At 48.6% G+C, this 22,987-nt stretch carries 27 protein-coding genes and 1 pseudogene; 20 read left to right on the forward strand and 8 right to left on the reverse strand.

The annotated features are described in order from the left end of the window. The first annotated feature begins 72 nt into the window (after positions 1–72). From Q0323_RS04600 to Q0323_RS04620, 5 genes are all read left to right on the forward strand, one after another. Entirely contained in the window at positions 73–1,476 is a 1,404-nt protein-coding gene (locus Q0323_RS04600; protein ID WP_298051990.1) for a hypothetical protein, read from the forward strand. Beyond that, positions 1,476–2,165, forward strand: coding sequence for a hypothetical protein (locus tag Q0323_RS04605; RefSeq protein WP_298051992.1), 690 nt, complete (start codon positions 1,476–1,478; stop codon positions 2,163–2,165). The genes Q0323_RS04600 and Q0323_RS04605 overlap by 1 nt, the downstream gene beginning before the upstream one ends. A 389-nt stretch (positions 2,166–2,554) precedes the next feature. Further along, entirely contained in the window at positions 2,555–3,406 is an 852-nt protein-coding gene (locus Q0323_RS04610; RefSeq protein WP_298051995.1) for a hypothetical protein, read from the forward strand. A 77-nt stretch (positions 3,407–3,483) separates the two neighbouring features. Beyond that, on the forward strand, positions 3,484–4,098 hold the full coding sequence (locus Q0323_RS04615; RefSeq protein ID WP_005871467.1) for a hypothetical protein: 615 nt from the start codon (positions 3,484–3,486) through the stop codon (positions 4,096–4,098). 508 nt (positions 4,099–4,606) lie between these two features. After that, positions 4,607–4,999, forward strand: a complete 393-nt coding sequence (locus tag Q0323_RS04620) for a hypothetical protein (RefSeq protein ID WP_177387146.1) — start codon at positions 4,607–4,609, stop codon at positions 4,997–4,999. Positions 5,000–5,579: 580 nt separating this feature from the next. Here the strand turns inward: Q0323_RS04620 and Q0323_RS04625 are convergent. Next, positions 5,580–6,059, reverse strand: a complete 480-nt coding sequence (locus Q0323_RS04625) for a hypothetical protein (protein ID WP_298051997.1) — start codon at positions 6,057–6,059, stop codon at positions 5,580–5,582. Continuing rightward, positions 6,059–7,147 (reverse strand): methyltransferase, encoded by a 1,089-nt coding sequence (locus Q0323_RS04630; RefSeq protein ID WP_298051999.1) that lies wholly within the window; start codon positions 7,145–7,147, stop codon positions 6,059–6,061. The genes Q0323_RS04625 and Q0323_RS04630 overlap by 1 nt, the downstream gene beginning before the upstream one ends. A gap of 203 nt (positions 7,148–7,350) precedes the next feature. On the opposite strand from Q0323_RS04630, the gene Q0323_RS04635 reads away from it, so the two are divergent. From Q0323_RS04635 to Q0323_RS04690, 12 genes and pseudogenes are all read left to right on the forward strand, one after another. Then, positions 7,351–8,358 (forward strand): AI-2E family transporter, encoded by a 1,008-nt coding sequence (locus Q0323_RS04635; protein ID WP_298052001.1) that lies wholly within the window; start codon positions 7,351–7,353, stop codon positions 8,356–8,358. Between the two features lie 101 nt (positions 8,359–8,459). After that, positions 8,460–8,819, forward strand: a complete 360-nt coding sequence (locus Q0323_RS04640; RefSeq protein ID WP_298052003.1) for a nitrous oxide-stimulated promoter family protein — start codon at positions 8,460–8,462, stop codon at positions 8,817–8,819. Between the two features lie 253 nt (positions 8,820–9,072). Further along, a complete protein-coding gene (locus Q0323_RS04645) occupies positions 9,073–9,849 on the forward strand; it encodes a hypothetical protein (RefSeq protein WP_298052006.1) in 777 nt (258 codons plus the stop codon). A 60-nt stretch (positions 9,850–9,909) separates the two neighbouring features. Further along, the gene (locus tag Q0323_RS04650) at positions 9,910–10,476 is read left to right on the forward strand and encodes a molybdenum cofactor guanylyltransferase (RefSeq protein ID WP_298052007.1); all 567 of its coding nucleotides are present in this window, start codon (positions 9,910–9,912) and stop codon (positions 10,474–10,476) included. Then, positions 10,466–11,602, forward strand: coding sequence for a phospholipase A (locus Q0323_RS04655; RefSeq protein WP_298052010.1), 1,137 nt, complete (start codon positions 10,466–10,468; stop codon positions 11,600–11,602). The genes Q0323_RS04650 and Q0323_RS04655 overlap by 11 nt, the downstream gene beginning before the upstream one ends. Before the next feature lie 153 nt (positions 11,603–11,755). Next, positions 11,756–12,682 (forward strand): branched-chain amino acid transaminase, encoded by a 927-nt coding sequence (locus Q0323_RS04660; protein ID WP_298052011.1) that lies wholly within the window; start codon positions 11,756–11,758, stop codon positions 12,680–12,682. 8 nt (positions 12,683–12,690) lie between these two features. Continuing rightward, a complete protein-coding gene (locus Q0323_RS04665; protein ID WP_298052013.1) occupies positions 12,691–13,767 on the forward strand; it encodes an SPFH domain-containing protein in 1,077 nt (358 codons plus the stop codon). 289 nt (positions 13,768–14,056) lie between these two features. Then, positions 14,057–14,368 (forward strand): annotated as a pseudogene (hisI, locus tag Q0323_RS04670) (phosphoribosyl-AMP cyclohydrolase); the annotation flags it as partial. Then, complete coding sequence (locus tag Q0323_RS04675) at positions 14,363–15,070, forward strand: phosphoribosyl-ATP diphosphatase (RefSeq protein ID WP_366939553.1); 708 nt, start codon at positions 14,363–14,365, stop codon at positions 15,068–15,070. The pseudogene hisI and the gene Q0323_RS04675, both read left to right, overlap by 6 nt. 107 nt (positions 15,071–15,177) lie before the next feature. Continuing rightward, the gene (locus Q0323_RS04680) at positions 15,178–16,149 is read left to right on the forward strand and encodes a hypothetical protein (RefSeq protein WP_298052017.1); all 972 of its coding nucleotides are present in this window, start codon (positions 15,178–15,180) and stop codon (positions 16,147–16,149) included. 130 nt (positions 16,150–16,279) lie between these two features. Then, positions 16,280–17,170, forward strand: a complete 891-nt coding sequence (locus tag Q0323_RS04685; protein ID WP_298052020.1) for an NTF2 fold immunity protein — start codon at positions 16,280–16,282, stop codon at positions 17,168–17,170. 124 nt (positions 17,171–17,294) lie between these two features. Next, positions 17,295–17,555, forward strand: coding sequence for a hypothetical protein (locus Q0323_RS04690; RefSeq protein WP_298052023.1), 261 nt, complete (start codon positions 17,295–17,297; stop codon positions 17,553–17,555). A gap of 139 nt (positions 17,556–17,694) precedes the next feature. On the opposite strand, the gene Q0323_RS04695 is transcribed toward Q0323_RS04690, so the two are convergent. From Q0323_RS04695 to Q0323_RS04705, 3 genes are read right to left on the reverse strand one after another with little or no spacing between them, the layout of a single operon-like run. Then, a complete protein-coding gene (locus Q0323_RS04695) occupies positions 17,695–18,582 on the reverse strand; it encodes a hypothetical protein (protein WP_295150711.1) in 888 nt (295 codons plus the stop codon). Positions 18,583–18,590: 8 nt separating this feature from the next. After that, complete coding sequence (locus tag Q0323_RS04700) at positions 18,591–19,328, reverse strand: disulfide bond formation protein B (RefSeq protein WP_298052026.1); 738 nt, start codon at positions 19,326–19,328, stop codon at positions 18,591–18,593. A 9-nt stretch (positions 19,329–19,337) separates the two neighbouring features. Continuing rightward, positions 19,338–19,505, reverse strand: coding sequence for a hypothetical protein (locus Q0323_RS04705; protein ID WP_298052029.1), 168 nt, complete (start codon positions 19,503–19,505; stop codon positions 19,338–19,340). Between the two features lie 607 nt (positions 19,506–20,112). Between Q0323_RS04705 and Q0323_RS04710 the strand changes: the two genes are divergently transcribed. After that, positions 20,113–20,262, forward strand: a complete 150-nt coding sequence (locus tag Q0323_RS04710) for a hypothetical protein (RefSeq protein ID WP_297923044.1) — start codon at positions 20,113–20,115, stop codon at positions 20,260–20,262. Between the two features lie 3 nt (positions 20,263–20,265). On the opposite strand, the gene Q0323_RS11260 is transcribed toward Q0323_RS04710, so the two are convergent. Beyond that, positions 20,266–20,367: a hypothetical protein gene (locus tag Q0323_RS11260; RefSeq protein WP_366939552.1), complete on the reverse strand. Its 102-nt coding sequence runs from the start codon at positions 20,365–20,367 to the stop codon at positions 20,266–20,268. A 280-nt stretch (positions 20,368–20,647) separates the two neighbouring features. On the opposite strand from Q0323_RS11260, the gene Q0323_RS04715 reads away from it, so the two are divergent. Together Q0323_RS04715 and Q0323_RS04720 are read left to right on the forward strand one after the other, a co-directional pair. Then, positions 20,648–21,793, forward strand: coding sequence for an iron-containing alcohol dehydrogenase (locus Q0323_RS04715; protein WP_298052031.1), 1,146 nt, complete (start codon positions 20,648–20,650; stop codon positions 21,791–21,793). 73 nt (positions 21,794–21,866) lie between these two features. Beyond that, positions 21,867–22,031: a hypothetical protein gene (locus Q0323_RS04720; protein WP_298052033.1), complete on the forward strand. Its 165-nt coding sequence runs from the start codon at positions 21,867–21,869 to the stop codon at positions 22,029–22,031. Positions 22,032–22,259: 228 nt separating this feature from the next. Here the strand turns inward: Q0323_RS04720 and Q0323_RS04725 are convergent, their stop codons facing one another. Together Q0323_RS04725 and Q0323_RS04730 are read right to left on the reverse strand one after the other, a co-directional pair. Beyond that, on the reverse strand, positions 22,260–22,619 hold the full coding sequence (locus Q0323_RS04725; RefSeq protein WP_297883025.1) for an Imm10 family immunity protein: 360 nt from the start codon (positions 22,617–22,619) through the stop codon (positions 22,260–22,262). A 42-nt stretch (positions 22,620–22,661) separates the two neighbouring features. Next, a partial coding sequence (locus tag Q0323_RS04730) for an AIR synthase-related protein (RefSeq protein ID WP_298052035.1) occupies positions 22,662–22,987 on the reverse strand: 326 nt, incomplete at its 5' end.

The raw sequence follows: 22,987 nt of genomic DNA on the forward strand, positions 1-22,987 counted from the left end.
ATGAAATCCCCGCGAGTTAGGCGGGCAAATTTTAAATTTACACGGTAGACCTATCGCGACAAGGAGGGCAAAATGAGACTTGAGCGTATCGGCGAGGACTCGGCGCTGATCGCGCGCATAGAGGCGATCAACGTCGCGGCGTTCCCCGAAATCGAGCGTATCAGCATAAAAAATTTCTTAAAAATGTCGCGCAAAGGACAGCTTGAAATCGCGGCGATTTTCGAGGATTTTAGCGCCCTGGGCGGTGGCGCGGCTGATAAACATCACGCGGCGAGCGAAAATTTAAACGCGTCGAAACAAGATTTTTGCGCGGTAAAGCGGGATTGCGGCGAAGCGAGCCAAGATCGCGATGCTGCGAGTAAAAATTCCGATGCGAGCGACTGCGGCGCGGCAGAATTCGCCTCTTTGAGTTCCGAAAATCGCGACGCGGCAGATAAAAAATCTAATACGACGTATGAAAAATCCAGCTTGAAAAGTAAAAATTCCAGCGCGGCGAGCGAAAATTTATGCGCGCTGCAAGATTACGGCGAAGCGAGTCAAAATTGCGGCTCTGCGGGTAATTGCGCCACGGCGGCGCAAAATTTAAGCGGCGAGGAGCTGGTGGGGTTTTGCGTCTATAGGACCGAGCAAACCTACAAGCGCGCGGTTTTGAACCACAAACAGCCACCGCTTCGCCTAAATGCGGATAAAATTTTAAGATCCAAAGCCCATAGCGGCGCGGAATTCGCTTGCGATGCGGGATCTTTCGGTACTGCGAGCGACGAAATTTCAAACTACGTTACGAGCAATGAAATTTCATATTTAAGCGTTAGCGACGGGGTTTTGGGCGCGGGCGCGGATCAAGGGCTAGCGAGCGAAAATATAAAACATGCGGACGACGATTTAAAGCAGGCGAGTGCGGAAGAAATTCTATATCGCGGTGTCGCGACAGATAAAATTTCAAATGTGAGCGCGCACGACGAAATTTTACCGAGCGCTACGGAGGGCGAAATTTCGTCCGATGCCGCAAAGGGAAAGATTTTGTGCTACGATGAAAGCGGGATTTCGTGCCGCGATGAAAGTAAAATTTCGAGTTGCGAGAAGAGCGAACCCTCAAGCGGCAAGCAGGGCGAGATTTTTTACGTGGCCTACCTCGGCATCGATGCGAAATTTCGCGGGCTGGGGGTTGGCTCAAGGCTACTCGCGCTCATCGCCGAGCAAAATCCGCGCGCGCAAATCGTCCTTGACGTCGAGCCGCCGCACGAGGACGCGCCCAATCTCGCGCAGCGCCTGCGCCGCATAGAATTCTACGGCAGGCACGGCTTTCGGTGCTGCGGTAAGTTTTTCAACTATGCAGGTCTAAGCTTCGAGATCCTTGCCAAGCCGCCGCTAAGCGCGCCGCAGCAGGGATTTGGCGTAGCGAGCTTCGTGAAATTTATCGGCGCGGGCAATAAATTTAGATTTAAAATCACCGACGCACCGCTATATAAAAACTGATGCAAAAGCCCGAATTCAGCCTCATCTGCGACGATACGTTTTATAGAATTTTCTCCGCCTCTATCCTTGCGTTTTTTTGCATTTTTATCTCTTTGGACATCGGCGGATCGGGGGAGCTATTTTACACGGACAGCCCGCTACGCTCGCAGCGAGCCAAGCCCAGCCTGACGATCGTTTTTTTGTTTTTGGCGTTACTTTATCTGCGAAGCGGTAGCAAAGAGACGGCGCGCGTGGAATTTGACGAGCTTAAAATATCCTTTCGCAGAGGGCTAGACAAATACGATCTTATGCTTGGATGCGTCGATCTGATAGAGCCGTCGTTCGGCTTCGTGCGGACGTTTCGCGTGCCGTTTCTAAGCTACGAACGGTTTTTGAAACTGCAAGAAATTTTAAAATTATTGCTTCTTTTTGCATACGCCGCGGGCGTGTTTTTGACGATCAAATTTGACTTTGCTGAGGCTGCAATCTATGCAGCGGCGGGCATTTTTGCGATTTTAATCGCTTCAAAGCTCGTAGTAGCGCGAAGGTTAGACGGACGAGCGGGGCTACGACTACGCGATTGCTTGCTACTGCGCGGGAGGGACGATACGGGTGCGGCGGTATTTTTTTGCATCCGTCCTAGCCGCGCCGAGCGCGAAGCTTTACGGATATATTTTTTGAGAAATTTCAGCTACGACATTAAGGCGTGAAATTTTTCGGTTTTCAGCGTAAAATTTAGACCCGCTAGATGTCCGGATAAAGCTAAACGTAAACGAAGCGCAAAGGCGGATGCCGCGCGAGTATTTCGCGGCGAGATTGGGGCTTGATTTCGAGCAAAATTCTGCCCGCGGCAATCGCAGATGAGATCACTCGGCACCCGAAGTAATCCTCGAAGTAGTCGCAGACAAGCTCGCTCTGTGTGTCTGAAAAGCCCCATAATTAGTTGCAAAGATTCACATTGTCCGTCCGCTTAACGAGGATGATCGCCGCTCGTCGCAACTCGCCTCGCCGCAAGCGCCTCGGCAAATACCCCGCATCTTTAAACGCACCGAAAGCTAGACGACGATAAAATACGAAAATCATACCGAAAAGGAATTTTATGCGAGACTATGACAAAGAGCCGATCAAAATCATAGATAGGGCGGTTTACTTTCAAAACAATATTGTTCTTTTTCTTTCACTCGGTTGCTTATATAAAATATTCAATTTAGAAGTTACTCCGTTAAACTTGAAATTTTACACGCATTTTAGTGCCGATTTAGTTATGTTTATCGTAGTGGTCTTTTTATTGTTGCCGGCTACATTACTTTGGCCTATTAAAAGAAAGGGCAGTCCCGCGTATTTTTTATTGGAAAATAATAAAATCAGCTATATAAATGCTTTCGACGATAAGCCCGGATCGCTAAATCAGGCGCTAAATGATTTTTATTTTGTCAAGAAAGAGGGAGTAATAAAAATTTGCGATGCCTGCGATATAGATAAGGTAAGTTTTTGCATTATATCAGAGCTATATGATAGCTACGGAAGATTTCATTATTTTTCGTCATACGAGCTGTATAAAAAGTCGTCCATAGGGGTACACATAGGAAAGGTTGTATTGTTTTTATATCATACGATAAATTTCATATTGTTCATCTTGCCGTTTAAAATTTATATGCTAATAGGAGCGAGAGAGTCTTTAGGTCTAATCCGCAAAAATATCGTGTTAAGGTTCAAAAATAGAAATTACTTCCTTATAAATATATATTCTAGGCGAGATCTGGATGAGATACTAGAGTATTTTAAGCAAAAGAATATCCAGATTGTAGACAAAGTAGTCTTTATGCCACAAGCACAAAATAAAGGTCTCTTTGCCGATAAGAACGAAATTTGGAGCGATGATTTTGGTGATACGCAAATTCCAAAAGATACGTTTAAGCGTAAGCTTAGGCGATTTTTTAGCTTGGATTAAAGAGCGATTCCGTCCGTTTCAGCGTAAAATTTAGACCCGCGGGGTAGAATTACAAAAATTTTTACATGGAGCAAACAATGAAAAATTTCTTTCTAGCCGCAATAGTTTGCGCGCTTTTTAGCGGTTGCGCATATGAAGCGCAGTTTAATCAAAACGCCGATGTGGCGCCGTTTGACGACACTATAAGCGCGACCAACGCCATGCAAAGTGCGCTCATTTATATCCCTAGCGAGCTAATGGGGACGAAAAGCTACGCCGCAAGCTCGAAGTTAGGCAGAGACGATGAGCTTAAAATCGATGTCGGCGAGTTCGTCGCAGGCGAGGCAAAGCGCTTCTTTGGCACCTACCTAAGGCGCGTGAGCGTCACCGACGACGAAAAAGCGTTGCAAGGCAAAGGGCTCGTCATCGCACCCGAGCTTAGCTCATTCGGCTTTGGCTTTTACAGCTCCGACGGCATCGACGTTTCGGCAAAGCCCTACGTGCGCTACAATCTACGTCTAAAAATGTTTAAAAACGGAAAGCCGATCTACAACCAAAATATCGCCGTAAACGAGCGCAACTTCGGCGAGGAGGAATTCTTCGGCGGCGGTCAGGGCTCGTATGCGCAGATCGGCGGGATCTTTCAAAAATCTATGGCGAATGATTACGCCGTACACGCCAGAGAGATTTTGGACGTAATCAACGATAATTAATCGCGCTTGCGCCTTTGTGCGTGGTAAGCGGCATCTGGTCGATTATTTTTGCCTGCCGTCTTGTGGTAAAATTTGTCGCGGCGATCTTACGACACGCACTTGCGGATCGTTGCGCCTAAAGCTCTGCGATATAATTAGCATGGCTTTAAAGCTCCCATAGACGCGCTTTCTTGCGGTATTTACTCATTTGGGGCATTGGATTTTGATATCGAGTTTGCCAGCGCTCCAGGCATCAAATTTAATCCCGCAAGCTGGGTAAATTCCGTAAAATGCACTATGAAATTTAACTCAGCAGTTTGTATTTAAGTGCGGCGAGCCGATAAATTCCTCACCTTGACATACCGCCTAATTCCGTTTTTTAGGGCTAATCTCCGCAAATAAACTTTTCGCGTTCGCTGCTGCACTTGCATAAAATTCCATATTTGCAGTACCAAAAATTCGATCTAAATTTAAAGCACCGATTAATATTAATTTTTATATCATTACTAAATTTTTTAAGGAGAGAATTATGAAAAAGTTTTTATTACTTCCGTTTGCTTTCGCGGCGCTTTTTGCGGCACCAAGCTGCGATAATGTCCAGCTCAAAGCGGCTGTGGAAGGTATCAATAAGAGTGCACCGCTGAGAGTCGATGAGATTACCACTTTAACGGGCGCCGAGTGCAAGGATGGTAGCTTCATCTATAACTACGAGCTAAATGACGGCATGGGGATGAAATTTGACAGTGTCGGAAATGATCAAAAAACCGTGATACAAAATGTCATAGATAGCCAAAATAAGCAAATTTTTTGCAATCAGATGAAGGTAATGCATCCGCTAATAAACAGCGCGATATGGAGCTATAAGATAAAAAGTGGCGAAGAATTTATAAGGGTAGAATTTAAGCCTAGCGACTGCAAGTAGGGCTTGCGCGAGATTTAAAATTTAGCGCGGCGTGAGTCTTTGCCTGCTTGCTCGCGCCGAATTCGTTTAAAATTTATCCGCTTCGCTTTTGATTTCGCCTGTGCAAAAGCAACATGCTAAAATCTCTGCTTAGCTTTTACAGCGCCGCCGCGTATAGCATGGCGCGGATCAGCGTGCATTTTGCCGTCACAAAGCGCTAAACGCGCCGAGTCTTTTTTAAGCCGCGATCTAATTTTGCGTCAGATTCTGCCAGTGGCGTTTTTCATTAAAATTTGACTATTTCACGCGGGATTATATCTGTGTAGCAGCGCAAACACCACGTAAAGCTTTAACGCGAAATTCTATAATTTGCGCGGAATTTTATTTGAAATAGCATCGTAGATTTTGAGTCAAAATTTTAGGATTTATTACTACGCTGCACCTGCTGCGATGAAATTTTGCTAAATTTCGTTCTCGACCTGCTCGCAATAAAATTCTGCGTCAAACCATGAGCTTGCTTGCGAGCTTACAGAGGTACCAGCCACCAACGCGCCGCCACACAAAACGCGGCTAATCAAATGCCTCGCTTGGGTTTTAAAATTCACCGCGCACAGCTATTTTTATCAAGCTTTAGCTGTATTGGCGGCAAACCCTCTATCTCGTAATTTAACACCATCGTTTTGCCTAGCTCCCGCAGGCGTTGCGAGAATTCCGTGCTGCAAAAGCTGGCCTTCGCCTTAGCAAACAGCATCTTTTTTAAAATTTCCGCATCGCCCGCATCCAGCGCGCTAAGGTCTAAATTTGACGAGCTATTTAACGCATAATCGTATATGAAGCTACCCTCTTCGCATGCGACGCCTTTTAAAATCGTAGCATCGTCGATCCTGCGCGGCGCGCCCTCGTTTATCCGCGCTAGCGCATCTCGCACCTGTTTGCTTTCGCAGAAATTTCGCTCTAGCTCGCCGCGTTTTTTCTCCGCATAAAATTCCATCGCCACATTTGCCAAAATTCCTATTCCAAAGAGCACTAGCAAAATTTTAATCGGCTTATTTAGCCGCGCGCTTAAACTTTGCGCGTCCATCAGCGCGCCCTTTCGCAGCACAGCAGCGTGTGTCCGACGCCCAGCCCGTCGTGAATTTGCGAAATTTTAAGTCCCGCGCGCTGAGCAAATTTAATCATATCGTCCGAGTGATAAATTTTGCTATTGCCGTTTGCCATCGCGGCGAAATACACGCTGATCTGCGTCATACTATACGCGGCGGTTTCGTAGCGCTGCCTATCCCAAAACGGCTCCAAAATATAAAGCCGCGCCTGCTCGCTCATCGACTCCGCCGCACGCGAGAGGATGCTTACGATCTGCTCCTCTGCAAAGCAGTCCAAAAACTGACTAAGCCAGATCGCGTCAAAGCCGCGCGGAAAGCGCGTAGCAGCATCTAGCAGATCGGCCGCAAGCCCCTCTATGCGCTCAGCGCCCTGCGCGCCTGCGACGGCGTCTTTCATCATCGAAATTTGCCCCGCAAGATCCATTATCGTGACGCGCACATTTTCATCGTAGCCTACGCACCGCTTAGCAAAGCGCCCCGTGTTGCCGCCTACGTCTAAAATTTTATCCGTCTTGCGCGAGAAAATGATCTCTAGCGCGGGCTCAAACGCCAAATCCGAATAAAAATGATCAAACGCGAGCCAGCTCTTGCGCACGTGCGGCGGCAGATGCGAAAGCGCCTCGTAGATCGTAGCCCACTGCCCAAAAACCTTTAACCCCTCTGGTTTGCCCGATTTTAGCGTCTCTTCGAGCCTAAATAGCCCCTCGTAGCACACGTCGTGGATGAAGTCCATATCCACGCCGACGAGCTCGTCGGTGAGCAGAAAATATCCCGCCTTGCTAAGCCGAAATTTCTCGCCGCACAGCAGCACCGTGCCGATGCTAAGCGAGCTTTCCAAAAGCAGCTTTACGGCGTATTCGCTAAGCGAGGTCTTCTTCGCGATCTCTTCTATACTTAGTCCGTCCCGCGCCTCATTAAGCGCGCTTAAAATTCCAAATTTTTTCATCAGCCGCGAGACTTGAAAGACCACCGGCGCAAAGGCGATCTCATTCGCCGTCCGCTGCGCCTCGCCCGCGCTTTGGCGCTCCGCGGCGTAACGGTCTAAAAGATGTTTAGGGAGTTTCATTTTCGATCCTGCTCGTGTAAATTTCGCAAAATTTTAGCAAAAAATTCTAACTTTTCTTGCGCCCGCTAAGAATTTGCGCGCATCTTAGAATTTTGCGATGAAATTTTAAAATTCCGTCTTAAAATTTATGGAATTTTAGTTAAAATCTTTTCATCAAAATTTCGCGTAAAAGCTCTGCGAAAATGTCAAATTTAGGAGAATCCTTGAAGCTTCAAATGTCCTTGATGTCGGTTGCTTGCGTCATAATCATCCTGGCTGGTCTTAAAGCCGCGCAGGCTATCGTCGTGCCATTTTTGCTAGCTATTTTCATCACGGTGCTCGTCTCGCCGCTGGTGCTTTATGTCCAAAAGATCCGCGTCGGGCGCGTTTTTAGCTTCCTCATCATCACTTTCGCTTTCGTGGCGATTATAGTGTTTTTCGGCGCAGTCATCTTCGATGCGATCAAGGAATTTTCAGCGCGCCTGCCCGAGCTTCAAGCGAAATTTGAAGAGGTGCTAGGAGGCGTGAGTGCGAAGCTCTCTCGATTCGGCATAGAGCTTAACGCCGCAAGCCTAGGCATCGATCCGAGCGAAGCCGCCGCGCAGCTATCGGCATTACTGCGTAAGACAGGCTCAATAGTTTCGACGGGATTTTTCATTTTTATAATGGTTTCATTTATGGTCTTTGAAAGCTCCGTGATCGACGAAAAAATCTGCTATTTTTCGCAAAGTAGCCGCGCTACGCACACTTTCGTGAAGAAATTTGCCTCCAGCCTCAAAAAATATCTGCTAATCAAAACTATCGCTTCAGCTTGCACCGGTGCGCTCATCGGGCTTGGGCTGTGGGCTCTTGGTGTTCCATATGCCGCGCTGTGGGGGATTTTAGCCTTCGTGCTAAATTTCATCCCCACCATTGGCTCGATCGTAGCGGTCTTTCCGACGCTTTTCGTGACATTAGCTACGATGGATATAAGCTCTAGCATCTGGACTATCGCAATCTATTTAGTCGTAAACGTAGCGATCGGAAATATCATCGAGCCGCGATTTTTAGGACAAGGGCTCGGGCTTTCAACGATCAGCGTGCTTGCAGGGCTACTGTTGTGGGGCTTCGTGCTTGGTATCGGCGGGCTATTTTTGGCTGTACCGCTTACGATGAGCTTGCAAATCGCGCTTGCCTCAAACGACAAAACACGCTTCATCGCGACTCTATTAAGCAACAAGGTCGAAAGATAAAGCGAAATTCCGCGGAATTTTAAAATTCCATCAATTTTAGCTTGAGCGCGCTCAAGAGTATTTTTGTCTCTTTTAGATAAAATCCGCCCAAAGGATCAAATATGACTAGCGAAAAATTTATTTACGAAGTAAATACGGTGACGAAATTTATTCAAATTTACTGCGATGGTAAGCATGTGGATGCGCCTAAAAGAGATGGTGCCGTGCTTCATGACTACAAAGACGATAAGGGGCTAGTGCAGACGCACTTTCATCTCTGTAGCGACTGCGAGCGGATGTTGCGTTACGCCTACGCACGCCTGCGCGCCTGCCCGCATACCGAAAAGCCACGCTGTCACCACTGCCCGCATCCGTGCTACGAGCGCGAAATGTGGGTAAATATGGCTAAGATGATGAAATATAGCGGTATGAAGCTTGGGCTTACGAAGATCAAAAAACTTTTTTCGTTTAAAAAAAGCTAATTTGTGCGGGCAATTTAGCTAGAGTTTGCGGGTAAAATTTATCTTTGCAAGCTCGCTTCATCCTTATGCAAAAAAGTATAAAAAGCGGCGTGAGAACAAGCGCAAAAAAGATATAAAAATCAATCAAAATACTAAATCTTAGCGCGTAAAATTCTACCTCGCAAACACAAATCCTCCACAATCCTTGATAATAAATAATTAAATTTGAGTTTATAGTTTTAAGTTAGAATTGTGCCCAATCAAAGGAGAAAATATGAAGGTCATTACCATCGCGGTCGTTAACGGCAGGGTCGTAAACGAAAAGGAATTAATCGCGTCCATCGCCGATTATGACGATTTTACCGCGGTTGCCGAACAACTCCGCAAAGGGCTGAAATCGAGATATTTTACATCTAGAGAGCATGCGAGGATCTACAAAAAAATCAGCGTCGAGACGGGTTTTAGGCGCGTGCGATTCGACTACAAGCCATATAAAGATAAAATTTCAAACCTTATTGCCGAGGGCTATACCGTCAAGGCGATCTTAAAAAAGATCGGCGAGGAGGACGAAGCGTTCAAAAATGCCGTTACTGCGCCCGGGCTTACGCACTTTATCTCCGTGACGTTCAAAGATGAAAAAACAAGACTTCGCGCAATCGCAAAAAAAAGCGAAGATTTCTTATACGCATATCGCTTTGAGATCAAGAAAATGCACTTTCAAGGCGTTAGCAATAAAGAAATTTTAAAATATATGAAGGCTCATTACGAAAAGGATTTTGCCAAAGTAAGCGAGCGCGATCTAGCGGCTTTTATCGAGGCAAACGCGGTGCTGGATACCGACCGCAAACTCTCGCTGTATAAAAAGCCGAGCCTTTACGATCCGCATTTTAGCGAGATTATGAAGCTTTACGCAAGCGGCATGCGAGTCTATGATATCTGGAAGACGCTTAAAGCCAAATACCCCGAGTTAGCCAAGCTTCAGGCGCCGAGCCTTTATCAGTTCATCGCAAACAACGCCCTTGGCAAAGCTAAATATATGCAAAAAGACTGATATGTCCGCGCTTCTTTTCAAATTTTACTTTCAAATTTAAAATTTCGCCGCAATAAATCGATGAAAGCCGGTGAAATTTCGATGAAAACCTGCGTCATTCTCTGCGGCGGCAAAAGCTCGCGTTTCGGCAGCGACAAAACGCTGTTTCCATTTCGCGGGCATCCCAGCATGACGCACTTTCTTTTTTCGCGCTTAAGCTGTGAGTTTGAGCGGGTTTTCGCCTGCGCCAAAAGCTCTAAATTTAACCCGCCGCTTCCTATGATCTACGACGAATTTGAGGAATTTTCGCCGATGGGCGCGCTGTATTCGGCGTTGAAACCATTTAGCGGCGGGCGCTTTTTTATCACCCCCGCCGATATGCCATTTGTAGAAATTTCCACCATTCGCGCTCTTAGCGAGCAGGAGGGGCAAATTTGCGTGGCGGGCGACGAGACGCACAGACATAGCCTATGCGGATTTTTTGACGCAGCTCTCGCTCCGCACGCGCTTGAGCTCTACCGCGCAGGAGAGCATAAGATCGGCACGCTCATCGGATCTGCAAATTCCAAAGTGCTAAATTTCAAAAACAAAGAGCAGTTTTTAAATATAAATTATCAAAACGATTTAAAGGGCGCAGATGAAATTTAAAGCTTTAGCGCTCGCGCTTTGTGCCATGAGTCTAGCCGCGCAAGACCTGACCGAGCTGTACGCAAAGGCTAGCGAATACGAGGCCAAAGGCGATTACAAAAACGCGATGATCTATTACAAAAAGATCGCCGCGGCAAGCCTAGCGGATAAAGGCGATAAACCGCGCCGAAAAGTCGCAGAAAATTCTACCTCGTCCGCAGAAAACCGCGCTTCGCACGATGATGCCGCCGTTTTACACTCCGCCAAACCGCAAAATTCTTTAGCACAAAATTCCGCCATGGCAAAATCCAGCGCACTAAATTCCGCTGCATCAAATTTCGCAGACGCAGGCTCGGCTGCGTCGGGCTCCGCGTCAAATTTAGCATCGAATTCCGCCTCGCTCCCGCAAAATTCCGCTGCACTAAATTCCGCGCCGCAAGGCGAGCAAAATGGCCGAAATTTTGGATTTTTGGGGCTTAAATACTACGAGCCGATCTATATGCTTTTCACCCACGATTTCAGTAAAAAGCCCGATCGCAAGGCGGATGAGCTGCATTTTGAGTTTAGCTTCGAGCGCCCGATCACCTACGACGCGCTGGGGTTTGGAGAAAAAATTTCATTCGCTTACGCGCAAAATTCCTGGTGGCAGATCACGCAAGATAGCGCGCCTTTTCGCGAGAGTAACTACCGCCCCGAGCTCTACGTTAGCGCGCCGGTGCCGTTTGCGGATGAGCTAAAGATCGGCGCCATGCACGAATCAAACGGCAAGGGCGGCGAGGAATCGCGCTCGTGGAATAGGCTCTACGCGCAAAGCACCTGGAGCGCGGACGGATTTTCGATCACGCCTAGGGCGTGGTATGCGTTTTGGCTGGACCGCACGAACGAGGACATCGCGGATTATATGGGCTACGGCGATCTGCGCGCATCATACACCTTCGGCAAGCAGCGACTTAGCGCTCTGTGGCGAAACAACCTGCATTTTGACGGCAGTAACCGCGGCGCGATCGAGCTAAACTACAGCTTCCCGATCTTTAATAGCGGATTTTACGGCTATCTGCGCTACTTCAATGGCTACGGCGAAAGCCTAGCGGACTACAAACGCAGCGTCAATAAGATCGGCATCGGACTTTCTTTCGTGGAATTTTAATGCCATCTGCACAGAGTTGCGAGCTAAATTTGAACTCACGACTCGTTGTGCGTCTTAAAATAGCACCAAATTTCAACCGCTTTTAAATTTCTTAGAAATTAATATTGTTTTAGCTAAAATCGCAGATTAAATTTTAAACAAAAGGATCAAGAAATGGCACAAATTCAAGAGGCCGAGCTCATCTGGAAAGACGGCAAGCTAATCCCATGGGCAGAGGCCACTACCCACGTTTTGACGCACTCTTTGCACTACGGAAATGCCGTATTTGAGGGCGTACGCGCCTATAAAACCGACAAAGGTTATGCGATTTTTCGCTTGGACGAGCACACTCGCAGACTTGAAATTTCGGCAAAACTCTGCCTAATCAAGCTTCCGTTTAGCTTCGAGCAGCTTCGTCAGGCCCAGATCGACGTCGTCGCGAAAAACCTCTTCGATCAGACCGTTTATATCCGCCCGCTAGCGTACTTCGGCTACGGCTCGATGGGCGTTTCGTCCAAGGACTGCTCTGTAAATGTCGTCGTCGCAGCGTGGCAGTGGGGCGCGTATATGGGCGAAGAGGCGCTACGCAAGGGCATCAAGGCTAAAATTTCATCGTGGATAAAGCCGGCGCAATTTTCGATGATGGCAAAAGCCAAAGCGAGCGCGAATTATTTCAACTCGCAGATGGCAAATTTCGAAGCGGTCGATGCGGGATACGATGAGGCGATACTGCTCGATCCGCAGGGCTTCGTCGCGGAGGGGCCGGGCGAGTGCCTATTTATCGTAAAAGAGGGCGTCATCATCACTCCGCCTAACGACACCAGCCTAGAGAGCATCACTCAAAATTCAGTCATAGAAATCGCGCGCAGCCTAGGCTACGAAGTCCGCAGAGAGCGCATCGCTCGCGATCAGCTCTATGCCGCGGACGAAGCGTTTTTTACTGGCACCGCCGCGGAGGTCACGCCGATTAGCAATATCGACGGTAGGATCATCGGCAAGGGCGAGATGGGCGAGATCACGAGTCACTTGCAAAAGGCGTATTTCGCCGCCGTCACGGGCAAAGACCCTAAATTTGAGCATTGGCTCACATACGTTAAATAAGGACGCGCATGCCAGCGGATTTGAATGATTATTTTAATAAGAAAAACAGCGACAAAAAAGGCGGGAATTTAAATTTTAAAATTCCTAATTTCGGAGGGATAGGCAAGTTTAGCGGCGTGCTTTACGTGATAATCGCGCTAATCGCGCTGCTCGTGATTGCAAAGCCCTTCGTCACGATCCAATCGGGCGAAGTGGGGATCAAGTCAAATTTAGGTAAATACGATCCGACGCCTCTTGGCGCGGGACTTCACTTTTTCGTGCCGTTCATACAAAACATCTTCGTAGTCGATACCCGCATGCGTATCATCAACTACACCAGCAGCGAGGATTTGAGCTCGGATATGCCAGCTAAAAGCGGCGCAGGCGGCATTATCCGTAAAAATTCCCTCTCGGTTTTGGATTCGCGAAATTTGCCCGTCAGCATCGACATTACCGTGCAATACAGGCTCAACGAAGCTACGGCACCCAACACGATCGCCGAGTGGGGCTTTTTGTGGGAGGATAAGATCATCGACCCGCGCGTAAAGGACGTCGTGCGTAGCGTCATCGGCAACTACACCGCCGAAGAGCTGCCTACCAAACGCGACGAGATCGCTAAAGCGATCGACGACGGCATCCGCAAAACTATCGAATCGCTGGCGAATTCGCCCGTAGATCTGCTAGCCGTGCAGCTTCGCGAGATCATCCTGCCGGCGAAGGTAAAAGAGCAGATCGAGCGCGTGCAGATCGCCAAGCAGGAGGCTGAGCGCACTAAATACGAGGTCGAGCGCGCAAATCAAGAGGCACTTAAAAAGGCTGCTCTTGCCAAAGGTAACGCAGACGCCGTTAAAATTGAGGCTCAAGGTCGCGCCGATGCCGCCAAGATCGAAGCCGACGCGCAAGCTTACGCCAACAAAGAGATCGCAAAGAGTTTGGATGCAAATCTTTTAAGCCTCAAGCAGATCGAGACGCAGGCTAAATTTAACGAAGCGTTGCGCGAAAACAGCGACGCGAAAATTTTCCTAACTCCTGGCGGCGCGGTGCCTAATATCTGGGTCGATACGAAAGATAAGGCAAAGCAAAGCGCCATCGAGCGGGAAAATTAAAATTTCAGGCGGTTATACGCCCCGATTTCGCGAACTAAATTTAATAGCGAGTTGCTCCGGGCGCATAAGCTTAACTCGTAATTTTGCGAGCCAAGCTTAGTAGCGAGTGAAAGCTCGTGACGAGCAGAACTCGCGCCCGTTACGGTTTAAGTCTAGCGGTCGCTTAAAATTTAGCCGCTAGATTTGTCCTTTAAATTTACGAGGCATGCCGCTTCGTAAATTCACAACTCAAATTCCGCGTGCGGCGGCTAAATTCAGGGCGCGCGACTTCGCAAACTAAGGATCAAAGATGAAGGTAGATTGGCAAAAATTAGGCGGGCTGCTCCCCGCGATCGTGCAGGACGCGGGTGACGGCGCGGTTTTGATGCTCGCGTATATGAACGAAGAGGCGCTAAGCCTGACGTTGCAAACGGGCTACGCGCACTACTTCTCGCGCAGCAAGGGGCGCATCTGGAAAAAGGGTGAGAGCAGCGGGCACGTTCAACTCGTGCGAGAGGCGTTTTTAGACTGCGATAACGACGCGCTGCTACTTAAAGTCGAGCAGTGCGGCGGATCCGCTTGCCACACGGGCTCGCGAAGCTGTTTTTTTAAAGAGATTTCGCTACAAAAAGGCGGCGAAAATTTCGATAGTTCGAGCGCTTGCGGCGCGATAAATTTCGCAGAGCACGGCTCTGCAGCCTCTCTCGCGCAGAAAAATTCCGCGAATTCTCGCGCAAGGCAAAATTTCGCCGCCTGCGACGGCTTGCAGAATTTAACGCCCAAAAATTCTACTACCTCCTGCAGCAATCAGAGCTCCGCAATGCAAAGCCCCGCTGCGACGAATTCCGCGTTCACAAATTCCGCCGCAGAGCGCAGCACTCAAAATTTAGACGCCGTCTCGCAAAATTCTACGCTCAAAAACTCTACGGAAAAAAGCCCGTACGGCATTTTGGACGAAATTTATCACGTCTGCTTGGATCGCAAGCTAAACGGTGAGCCCGCGCTCTCCTACGTCGCCTCGCTCTACGCGAAGGGCGAAAACGCCTATCTCAAAAAGATCGCCGAGGAGGCGTGCGAATTCGCGCTGGCGTGCAAGGACCTCTCGCGCAGCGGACTTTACGCAGATGTCGCGCGCGAGGGCTTCGGCGAGCATAGAGTGGGCGAGCCGCGATACGACGTGATTTACGAGGGAGCGGATCTTTTATTTCACCTTCTGCTCGCACTTGCGGCGCACAATATCCACCCGGACGCCCTACTTGACGAGCTAGCGCGCAGGCAAGGACAAAGCGGCATCGAAGAGAAGCGCAGCCGAGAAAAAAGCTAATTCTGCCTTGCGGCGACCGCGAGTTTATTTAGAGCAAAGCACGCCTGAAGCGAGCCGTAAAGCTTGGGGGCGATTTTACGCTGCGAAGGCAAATTTAAGGGTTGATAATGAACGAAATTTTAGAGCGAATTTATGAGATAGAAAACCTCGCCGAACTAGAAATTTTTCTGCGCGCCCAGGATCAAATTTTAATCCGCGAGCGGCTGCTAGGCGAATTTGACCGCTGCGCCTTTTATAAAAACGCTAGCGAGTGGAACAGGGCCGTTAAAATTTGCGAATGCCTAGCGATCGTAGGCTGGGGCGAGCGCGAGAGCTTAGAGGCGCTGCGCGGGAAATTTTACAACGGTTATGCGATGACCTATTTTTTAAATGCGCACGGCGAGCCGCGCTTTGTAGAAGCTATGTGGTCGAAACGCAAAACCGGGCTAAGCATGCAAGACGGCGATACGTTTTTTCACGAAAGCCCGGATGCGGCGGACAAAACGCTCGCACGCCCCGTGAAAGAGGACATTTGTGACCTCAAGCTAAACAGCCAGCGCAACTGGATAGCCAAAAACCCCATCCGCATCACGCGCGCTATCAGCAACTGCTACGAAAACTCGCGCGCCGTGATAGAAAGCCTCTTTGCGGATCTACAACCGGCGCTAAATGCCAAAATGCGCCCTAAAATTTACGGCTGCGCGATCAACTACATCAAGCTATCGTGCGCATTTAGCTTCTCGGATGACGGCTGCAAAACAAACTACATCATCGCGCCCGATAAGCCGCGCCTAAGCTCGCAGCGCGCCTGGGAGCTGATACGCGAAATGATGAGCGAGGAGGAGCAGCGCGCGGACGGTTACTATATGCGGAACCGCTTTGAGTATTCGCCGTTTAGAAAAGACGCGGGCAAAACGGGCGCGCTGATACATTTTGAGCGCGAGTTTAGCGAGCTAGCGCCCATGGAGCAAAAGCGAAAGATGGGCGAATATTTTTTGACGGCGCTAAAGCAGATCGCGCAAAAGCAAAGCAAGCTTGAGTATGATTTCGCCGCGATGATAGAGGATTTTGGTAAAATTTTAGGCGAGTGGACGGCGTGAAATCTAGCGCGCGGCGGCGCGGCGCCTTAAAACACATCGACGGAGTGCAAATCCGCGCTATAAATTTCAGTGCCTTGCGTAAATCATAAAATTTCACTAAAATTTTAAAATCAAATTTAAAGGACAGATGATGAAGCAGATCACGATGCAGGAGGCTTTGGTCGCGGTTAGCGAGCGCTACTGCAAAGGCCATCACTACGAAAACGTAGCACTTACCGACGAGATGGTGTGCCGCATCTGCGAGGTAAAAAGCCTCGTAAATATGGGCTTTATAGCTACGACCATCACGGACGCGGCACTACAGCATCTAGCCACGCTACCGAAGCTTGCGTATCTGCTTTTGCAAGATAGCGATAAGATAAGCGGCGAGGGCTTTAGGCATTTTCGTAATCACGCCAAGCTCGAACACGTCGGCATCGAAAACGTCAGTATCACGGATGAGGGGCTAAAAGCGATCGTGCAAATCCCGAAGCTAAAATCGCTGCGCCTGGTCAATTCGCACGTGAGCTTTGCGGGGCTGCTAGCCGCGGCAGATACGAAAATCCAGTTTTATCTTAGCGGCGGGCAGTTTAGCAAGGAGCAAATCGCGGAATTTGAGCAGGCGCAAAGAGACGCCGCAAAGAGCAAAAAGAAGCTTGATCCAGATGACCTGGCGGCGGCGCAGAGTGCGCTTTTAGAATTTTTCGCGGCGATGAGCGAGTGGGAGAAATTTGCCACATCGCGAATCGATGACGCAGACGACGGCGAGGTGCAGCGCAGGTGCGAGGAGCTCTTTGCGCGCTACTGTACGCCCGTTAGGCGCAGCGGCTTCCGCCCCGAGGGCATCTCCTTTTCGATGATGGAGGGCGGCACCTACGGCGGGTACGAGCTAACGGACGCCGAATGCGAGAGCAAAAATAAAATTTACATCTACGCCAAGGACGAACACGGCTTCGCGCGCCGCTTCCTGCTCGTGCGCAAGAATGGGCGCTGGCTCGTAGATAAATACCAAGGCATGGACAGCAAAAACCGCGGGCTGTAAAATTTGAGCGCAAAACGGGGTTTAAATTTCATTCTCGGCGCGATCGCAGAGATAAAATTTAGCCTGCCGCGGGCACTGTGATAAAATTTCATCGGCGCTGCAAAAACAAAGATAAAGAGGGCAAATGAGCGGTAAAATTTCTGCGTACGACGCGCACGGCGATCAAAGAAAGGTGCGAATGAAAAGGCGAATTTTCTCCGAGCTGGGCGGCTTCGTGGTGTACGAGCCCGCGCTACTCGCGCGCTATCTGGATGAGCACGGGCTTGCGAGCGGGGACGCTCTTGCTTATTTTACGCAGACCGAGCACGGGGGCGCGGTCACAGAAGAGGGTATCGCGGTGCCGATATCGGGCGTCCGCAGCTTTAAAATTTCACAGCACTTATAATCCATATATAATGACGCTGGAATTTAGCGGCACTAATGTATTTTTTTAGAAGCCAATGTTTAATCAAAATTTTATAATTTTAGATGTGGAATTTGCGTTTAAATCAATTAAATTTAAGCCGCCAAAGACGGCTTAAATTTCATTTCTCAAAAACAAAAACTTTATTCGCTCCGTTTTCTCTAGATGCGACGTAAAATTTTCCATCCTTGACAGCTAGCGCATGCGCGTCGCTCGCGCCTTCAAAGCTATAAATCTCCACGATCTTTCTGCTGCGCGGATCAAGCTTTAGGATGCTTGAGTATTGCTTCGAGAGTAGATAAACAAACTCGCCTTGCGCATCCATACCCGTGATATAGTAGTCGTTTATGTCCCTGCCGTCTTTTACGCCGAGAGCCTCATCGAAGCTCGGCACGAACTCGCTCGAGAGTAGATTGTCGGCGTCGCTAAAGCTCGCCACGCTCCAGCTTTGCTTTATGTTATCTGGCACGCTAGCGACAAAAAACTCGCCGTAGAAATCCGAGTGATCCCACGAAAGGATGAACTGCTGTTTGGCGCGCACAGTGGAGTAGCGGTCCTTGAAATCGAGCGTGAAATTTTCGTATCCGTCGTGCAGATAGCGCCACGCTTTGTTTGCTTCCTCTTTGCTTTGGTTCGGTGCGGGCTTGAAAAACTCATAGGTTTTATTATAGCTCATGAGCCCTACCGAGCCTTTAAAAAAGCTCGCTGCGACGGTTTCTTCCATCTGCATTATCCAATCGGGCGTGCTTCGTAGATAGCTTTTTACGGTTTTTAGCTCGCCGTCCATTTCGTAGAGCTCGAATTTTAGCGTACCGAGCAAGAAGCTTCCGCTCGCCGCGTCGTAGTCAAGCCCCGTGACGGGATTATTGTTGTTTAAATTTAGCGTTATCTCGCCGCTTTTGCGTAGAGGCGTTAAATTTGTCACTGCGCCATCCGCAGGATTTAGATTAAACTCGCCGCCAAACGCCAGTGTGGCGCACAATAGGGTCAAATTTAGAAATCTTTTCATCTTCAGCCTCACTTCGGTAAATTCGGTAGTTTTGGATTCCAGCTTTCGCGGAAGTCAATTTCGGTTTCTTCCCAGTGATCAAGCTCCCAAAACCACTTTGACGGATCGATGCTCATGCGCGAAGGCGTCGCGGAGGCTAGATAGGGCGGCGGGCCTGCGGTGATAAAGGCCTGCACGCAGTTAAAAGCCATAATGATCGCAAAGACCGCAACTGCAACTTTGCCTAGCGCAAATTTGGGTAAAACCGCGCCGTATGCGCCCTCTTCGCTTTTTTGCATTATTTTACCTACGTTTTTGCCTAGCAGCAAAATCACGCCCAAAAATATAATGACGCAAAAATGCACCACTATGACCCAAAACTGCGTGTGTGCGCCTAAAATTTCAAGCCCGAAGCCCTGCTTGATGTCGAGGTAACCGCCGCCGGTGCCGTCAAGGCTGTAGTGCAAAAAGCCGTCGTATAGCCCAAGGCATCCTAAAAAGAGGATCGCGGCTAGGTATTTGACAGCAAATCCGTATCTAATGATCAGCAAAGCCACGAATGAGATCGCTACCATGCAAAATCTCTCGTGCCAGCACATGATGCAGGGACTATCGCCCATACCAAAGCCCAAAACAAGGCATGCGATACCTACGGGCAAAGCGATGAGGGCGAGTGCCGCGAGGGCGAAAAGATTGAAAAATCGCTTTTCATCTTCGCCCCAGCTCGGCAAATTTTCGGAGCCGTTCGCGAAATTTTGATTTTCCATTACTCGCTCCTAAAAATTTCCCATAGGCACGACGGCAAATTTATTCACCCATGCCATCATGATGACGAGTATCGCGACGCCTGCGATACCAAAGCCCATAACCGCGCGCTTTTTCTCGGGTCTAAACCACAACAAAAGGCCCGCGACGAAAAACATCAGAACCATCAAAAATTCCATGCTTTCTCCTTTCTCGTTGAAATTTAATATCGTAAAAATATTACTATTTTGCTTATTAGACATATATTAAAAATTGTGTTTTTATCAGTGTAAATAAATTTTTTATGAAATTTTATGATACTAAAATAGCTATTTTTAAGAAAATTTTTTCTATTTCAGCTTGATTTAAATTTATCTAAAGCATTTCGATTAGCCTGATTTTGCTTATGCGAGTCGCGTGATAAAACGTCACGCGATTGAAATTATAAAATTAGTAAGAAGATGAACAATGACTTTTAGCGCAGCGGCAAGCGAGTGGGGGCAATCATCGCTGGGGCGCATCCATTTTTCTTGCGGCGGAGCGGTCTCTTGCATTATGTCTATCTTCTTACGTTTAGGCTGTATTCTTGCACCGCGTTTTCCCCTACTGAGTGCTCGTTTCGGTAGCGGACGCCGCCTCGTTGATAGCAAGCAATACCTTGCGATCGGTTTATGTCGGTTGCGGATGCTGTTTTATTGTGCAGTTATTTCGGCTTGCATTGCGCAATGAAATTTTGAAATTTTACAAAGCTTGCACAAACCGATCACTTTAAATTTTTGCTCGTTCTTAGTCGCGAAATGTTTGCGCGTGGGCTTTAGGCGGCATGCAGACATCCTTGCGTACTCCCTGCTGAACTATGACGAGCTTTCGTATCCGACGTCAAAAGCCGCCTGCGACGCTTTCGTGCCGCCGTTTTGTAAGATATATCTAGTTTCCTACAACCTAATGTGCTTTTGAAAATCAATTGGGCTTAGCGCAGTATTGTAGGAATTTTTGCGTGTCGTAGCGATACTGCTTGCCGCTAAATTCCACCATTTTACCGCCACGCAGACACAAGCACACGCCAGGCTCATAGATCGTCGCGATGAAGTCTGGGGCTTTCTTTGATGGTAGAAGCTAAGCGCCTCTATAGGCTTCTGAGCGTGCCTCTAGGCGGGATATAGCTCGTCCGCGATCTTTGCGGCGTCTTTTAAAATTTTATCTACTTCGTTCATGCTCGCTCCTTTAAATTTATGCAGATTACACTTACATTTGCACGATTAGGCAAGGAATTTGGACTATCGTGCTACCGCAAAATTTTAAAAAAGGCTATAATTTAGCAACTTTATTTAAAGGAGAGAAGATGACAAATTTTAGTTTTTGCAACCCCGTGAGGATAGAATTCGGCAGGGATAAAGAAAAACATATCGGGCAGTACATGAAGGAAGCGGGCGCGAAAAAAGCTCTCGTACTATACGGCAGCGAGCGCGTGCGAAAGAGCGGGCTGATGGACGTGGTGGAGAGCAGCTTAAAGGCAAACGGTATAGAATTTGCGCAGCTTGGCGGCATAAAATCAAATCCCGTGCTAAGCAAGGTAAACGAAGCAATCAAGCTCGCCAAAGAATTTGGCGCCGATAGCGTGCTCGCTGTGGGCGGCGGAAGCGTGCTGGACTCGGCGAAAGCAGTAGCCGCAGGCGCCTGCTACGAAGGCGACGTGTGGGATTTTTTCACCGGCAAAAATCCTAGCGCCGCGCTTAAAATTTTTGACATCATTACCCTTGCCGCGACGGGCTCGGAGATGAACTGCGGCGGCGTGGTAACTAAAGAGCAGACTAAACAAAAATACGCGATCAGCGCGCCGTGTCTATACCCGAAGGTCTCGGTCATAAACCCGCAGCTACAAGTAACCGTCAGCCGCGAGTATCTCGTATATAGTGCGAGCGACATCATCGCGCACAGCATCGAGGGGTATTTTACCGCTAGCGTCCATCCGGAGATCGTACGAGCCTATATCGAAGCTAACATCAAAACCGTCATCCGCACGACTGAAGCTCTGCTTGCAGATCCGAGCGATTACGATGCACGCGCCGAGTTTGCGTGGGCTGCGACGATGGCACTAAACGGGCTAACTTACGTGGGCGTGGGCGGCTTCGGCTATCCGAATCATATGATCGAGCATGCGATGAGTGCGGTCGTGGACTGCGCGCACGGAGCCGGTCTTAGCGCGGTGATGCCTGCGTGGATGAGGTGGTATAAGGATAGGAATTTAAGCGCGTTTGAGCGTTTCGCTCGTGAAATTTTCGGCCTTAAAAGCGCGAATGAAGGCACCCTGGCGCTTAAGGCGTGGTTTGATAAGATCGGTACGCCGACTAGCCTCGCGCAGCTTGGCATCGAAGGTAAGGTGCTGGACGAGATCATAGACGTAGCCGCGACAAACGCTAAAGCGTGGAATATGGCGGAGCTCTACAGCCGCGAAAATATCGCTAAAATTTTAGATTTTGCAAAATAAGTCGCTAGCGCATAGATAAAATTTAAACCGAAGGGGCGAGCGATCGCCCTTTTCTGAAAAAGCAGGCAGTAGTATGGGCGCGCTAGAGATTACCCTTTTTAAAAAAACAAGCGGCTGCGCGGATAGCGAGATGATCGTCTTGTATCCCTTAAAAGTCCGCGAGGCTCGCTGTGAGAGGGTGGCGGCGACAAGCGGTGCGCCTAAATTTAAAGCTCAGACGACTGCGGATCGAGCGTGAAATTTAGCTATGTTTGGAAGAGTAAATTTTGCCACATAATACTTGTACCGAATTTGATACGCAAATCTTGCAATAAATTTTACTCCGGCGCGAAGTTTTATCGCGTTTAATGGCTTTGCTTAAACGCTCTTATCTCGCGCTATCTAAAAATTCGCTCGTTAAATTTGAATCTCGGCTTTATATTTGTGATTGCGAAATTTGCTTTTACGTGCCGCTGCGTATTTAAATTTATCCCTCGATGCTAAGCAGATCGCCGAAAATTTCTTTACAATACTGAATGAAACGTTTAGGAATTTTAACGCCGCGAATATCCACGGTGATGACGCTGTATTGGATCTCAAAAACAATAAGCTCGCTAGTGATTTTCGCCGCCTTGCAGCCGTTATAACATACGTCGCCATTGCACTCTGCGTATAAGCCGTTGTGCGGCGCGTCTGCGTCCTCGTACCGCTCGAGCTTGATCGGTCTTTGGAAAAGCAGATAGTTCTTATAGTCGTACTTGTCGTCCGCAAGACCTATCATATAATAATTATCGGCGCTGTTTTTGGAAGCGGTCGCAATACTTGCTTTAAAATTTAGTCTAAACATAAATTCTGCTTTGGCAAAAAGCGGCAAATTACCGCTTTAAATTTACGCAAGCTGCGCGCCCCCGCCTTTTACGACCTCGCCGATAACGTAGCCGTCGGTATTTGCCAGTACGAAGTCCGCGTTTTCTTTCGGAGCTATGACGATCATACCTACGCCCATATTAAACGTCCTCATCATCTCGGCGGGCTCCACCTTTTGCGCGATGATTTTAAAGATATCAGGAGTACGGATTGCGGCATGCGCGATCTTTGCGCCCAGCCCCTCCGGAAATACGCGCGGCAGGTTTTCCACTATGCCGCCGCCCGTGATGTGCGCGAGCGCGTGGATCTTGTCTTTTAAATTTAAAAAGTCGCCGACGTAAATCCTGG

Source organism: uncultured Campylobacter sp., assembly GCF_938030145.1.
In the GTDB taxonomy this organism is placed as follows: domain Bacteria; phylum Campylobacterota; class Campylobacteria; order Campylobacterales; family Campylobacteraceae; genus Campylobacter_B.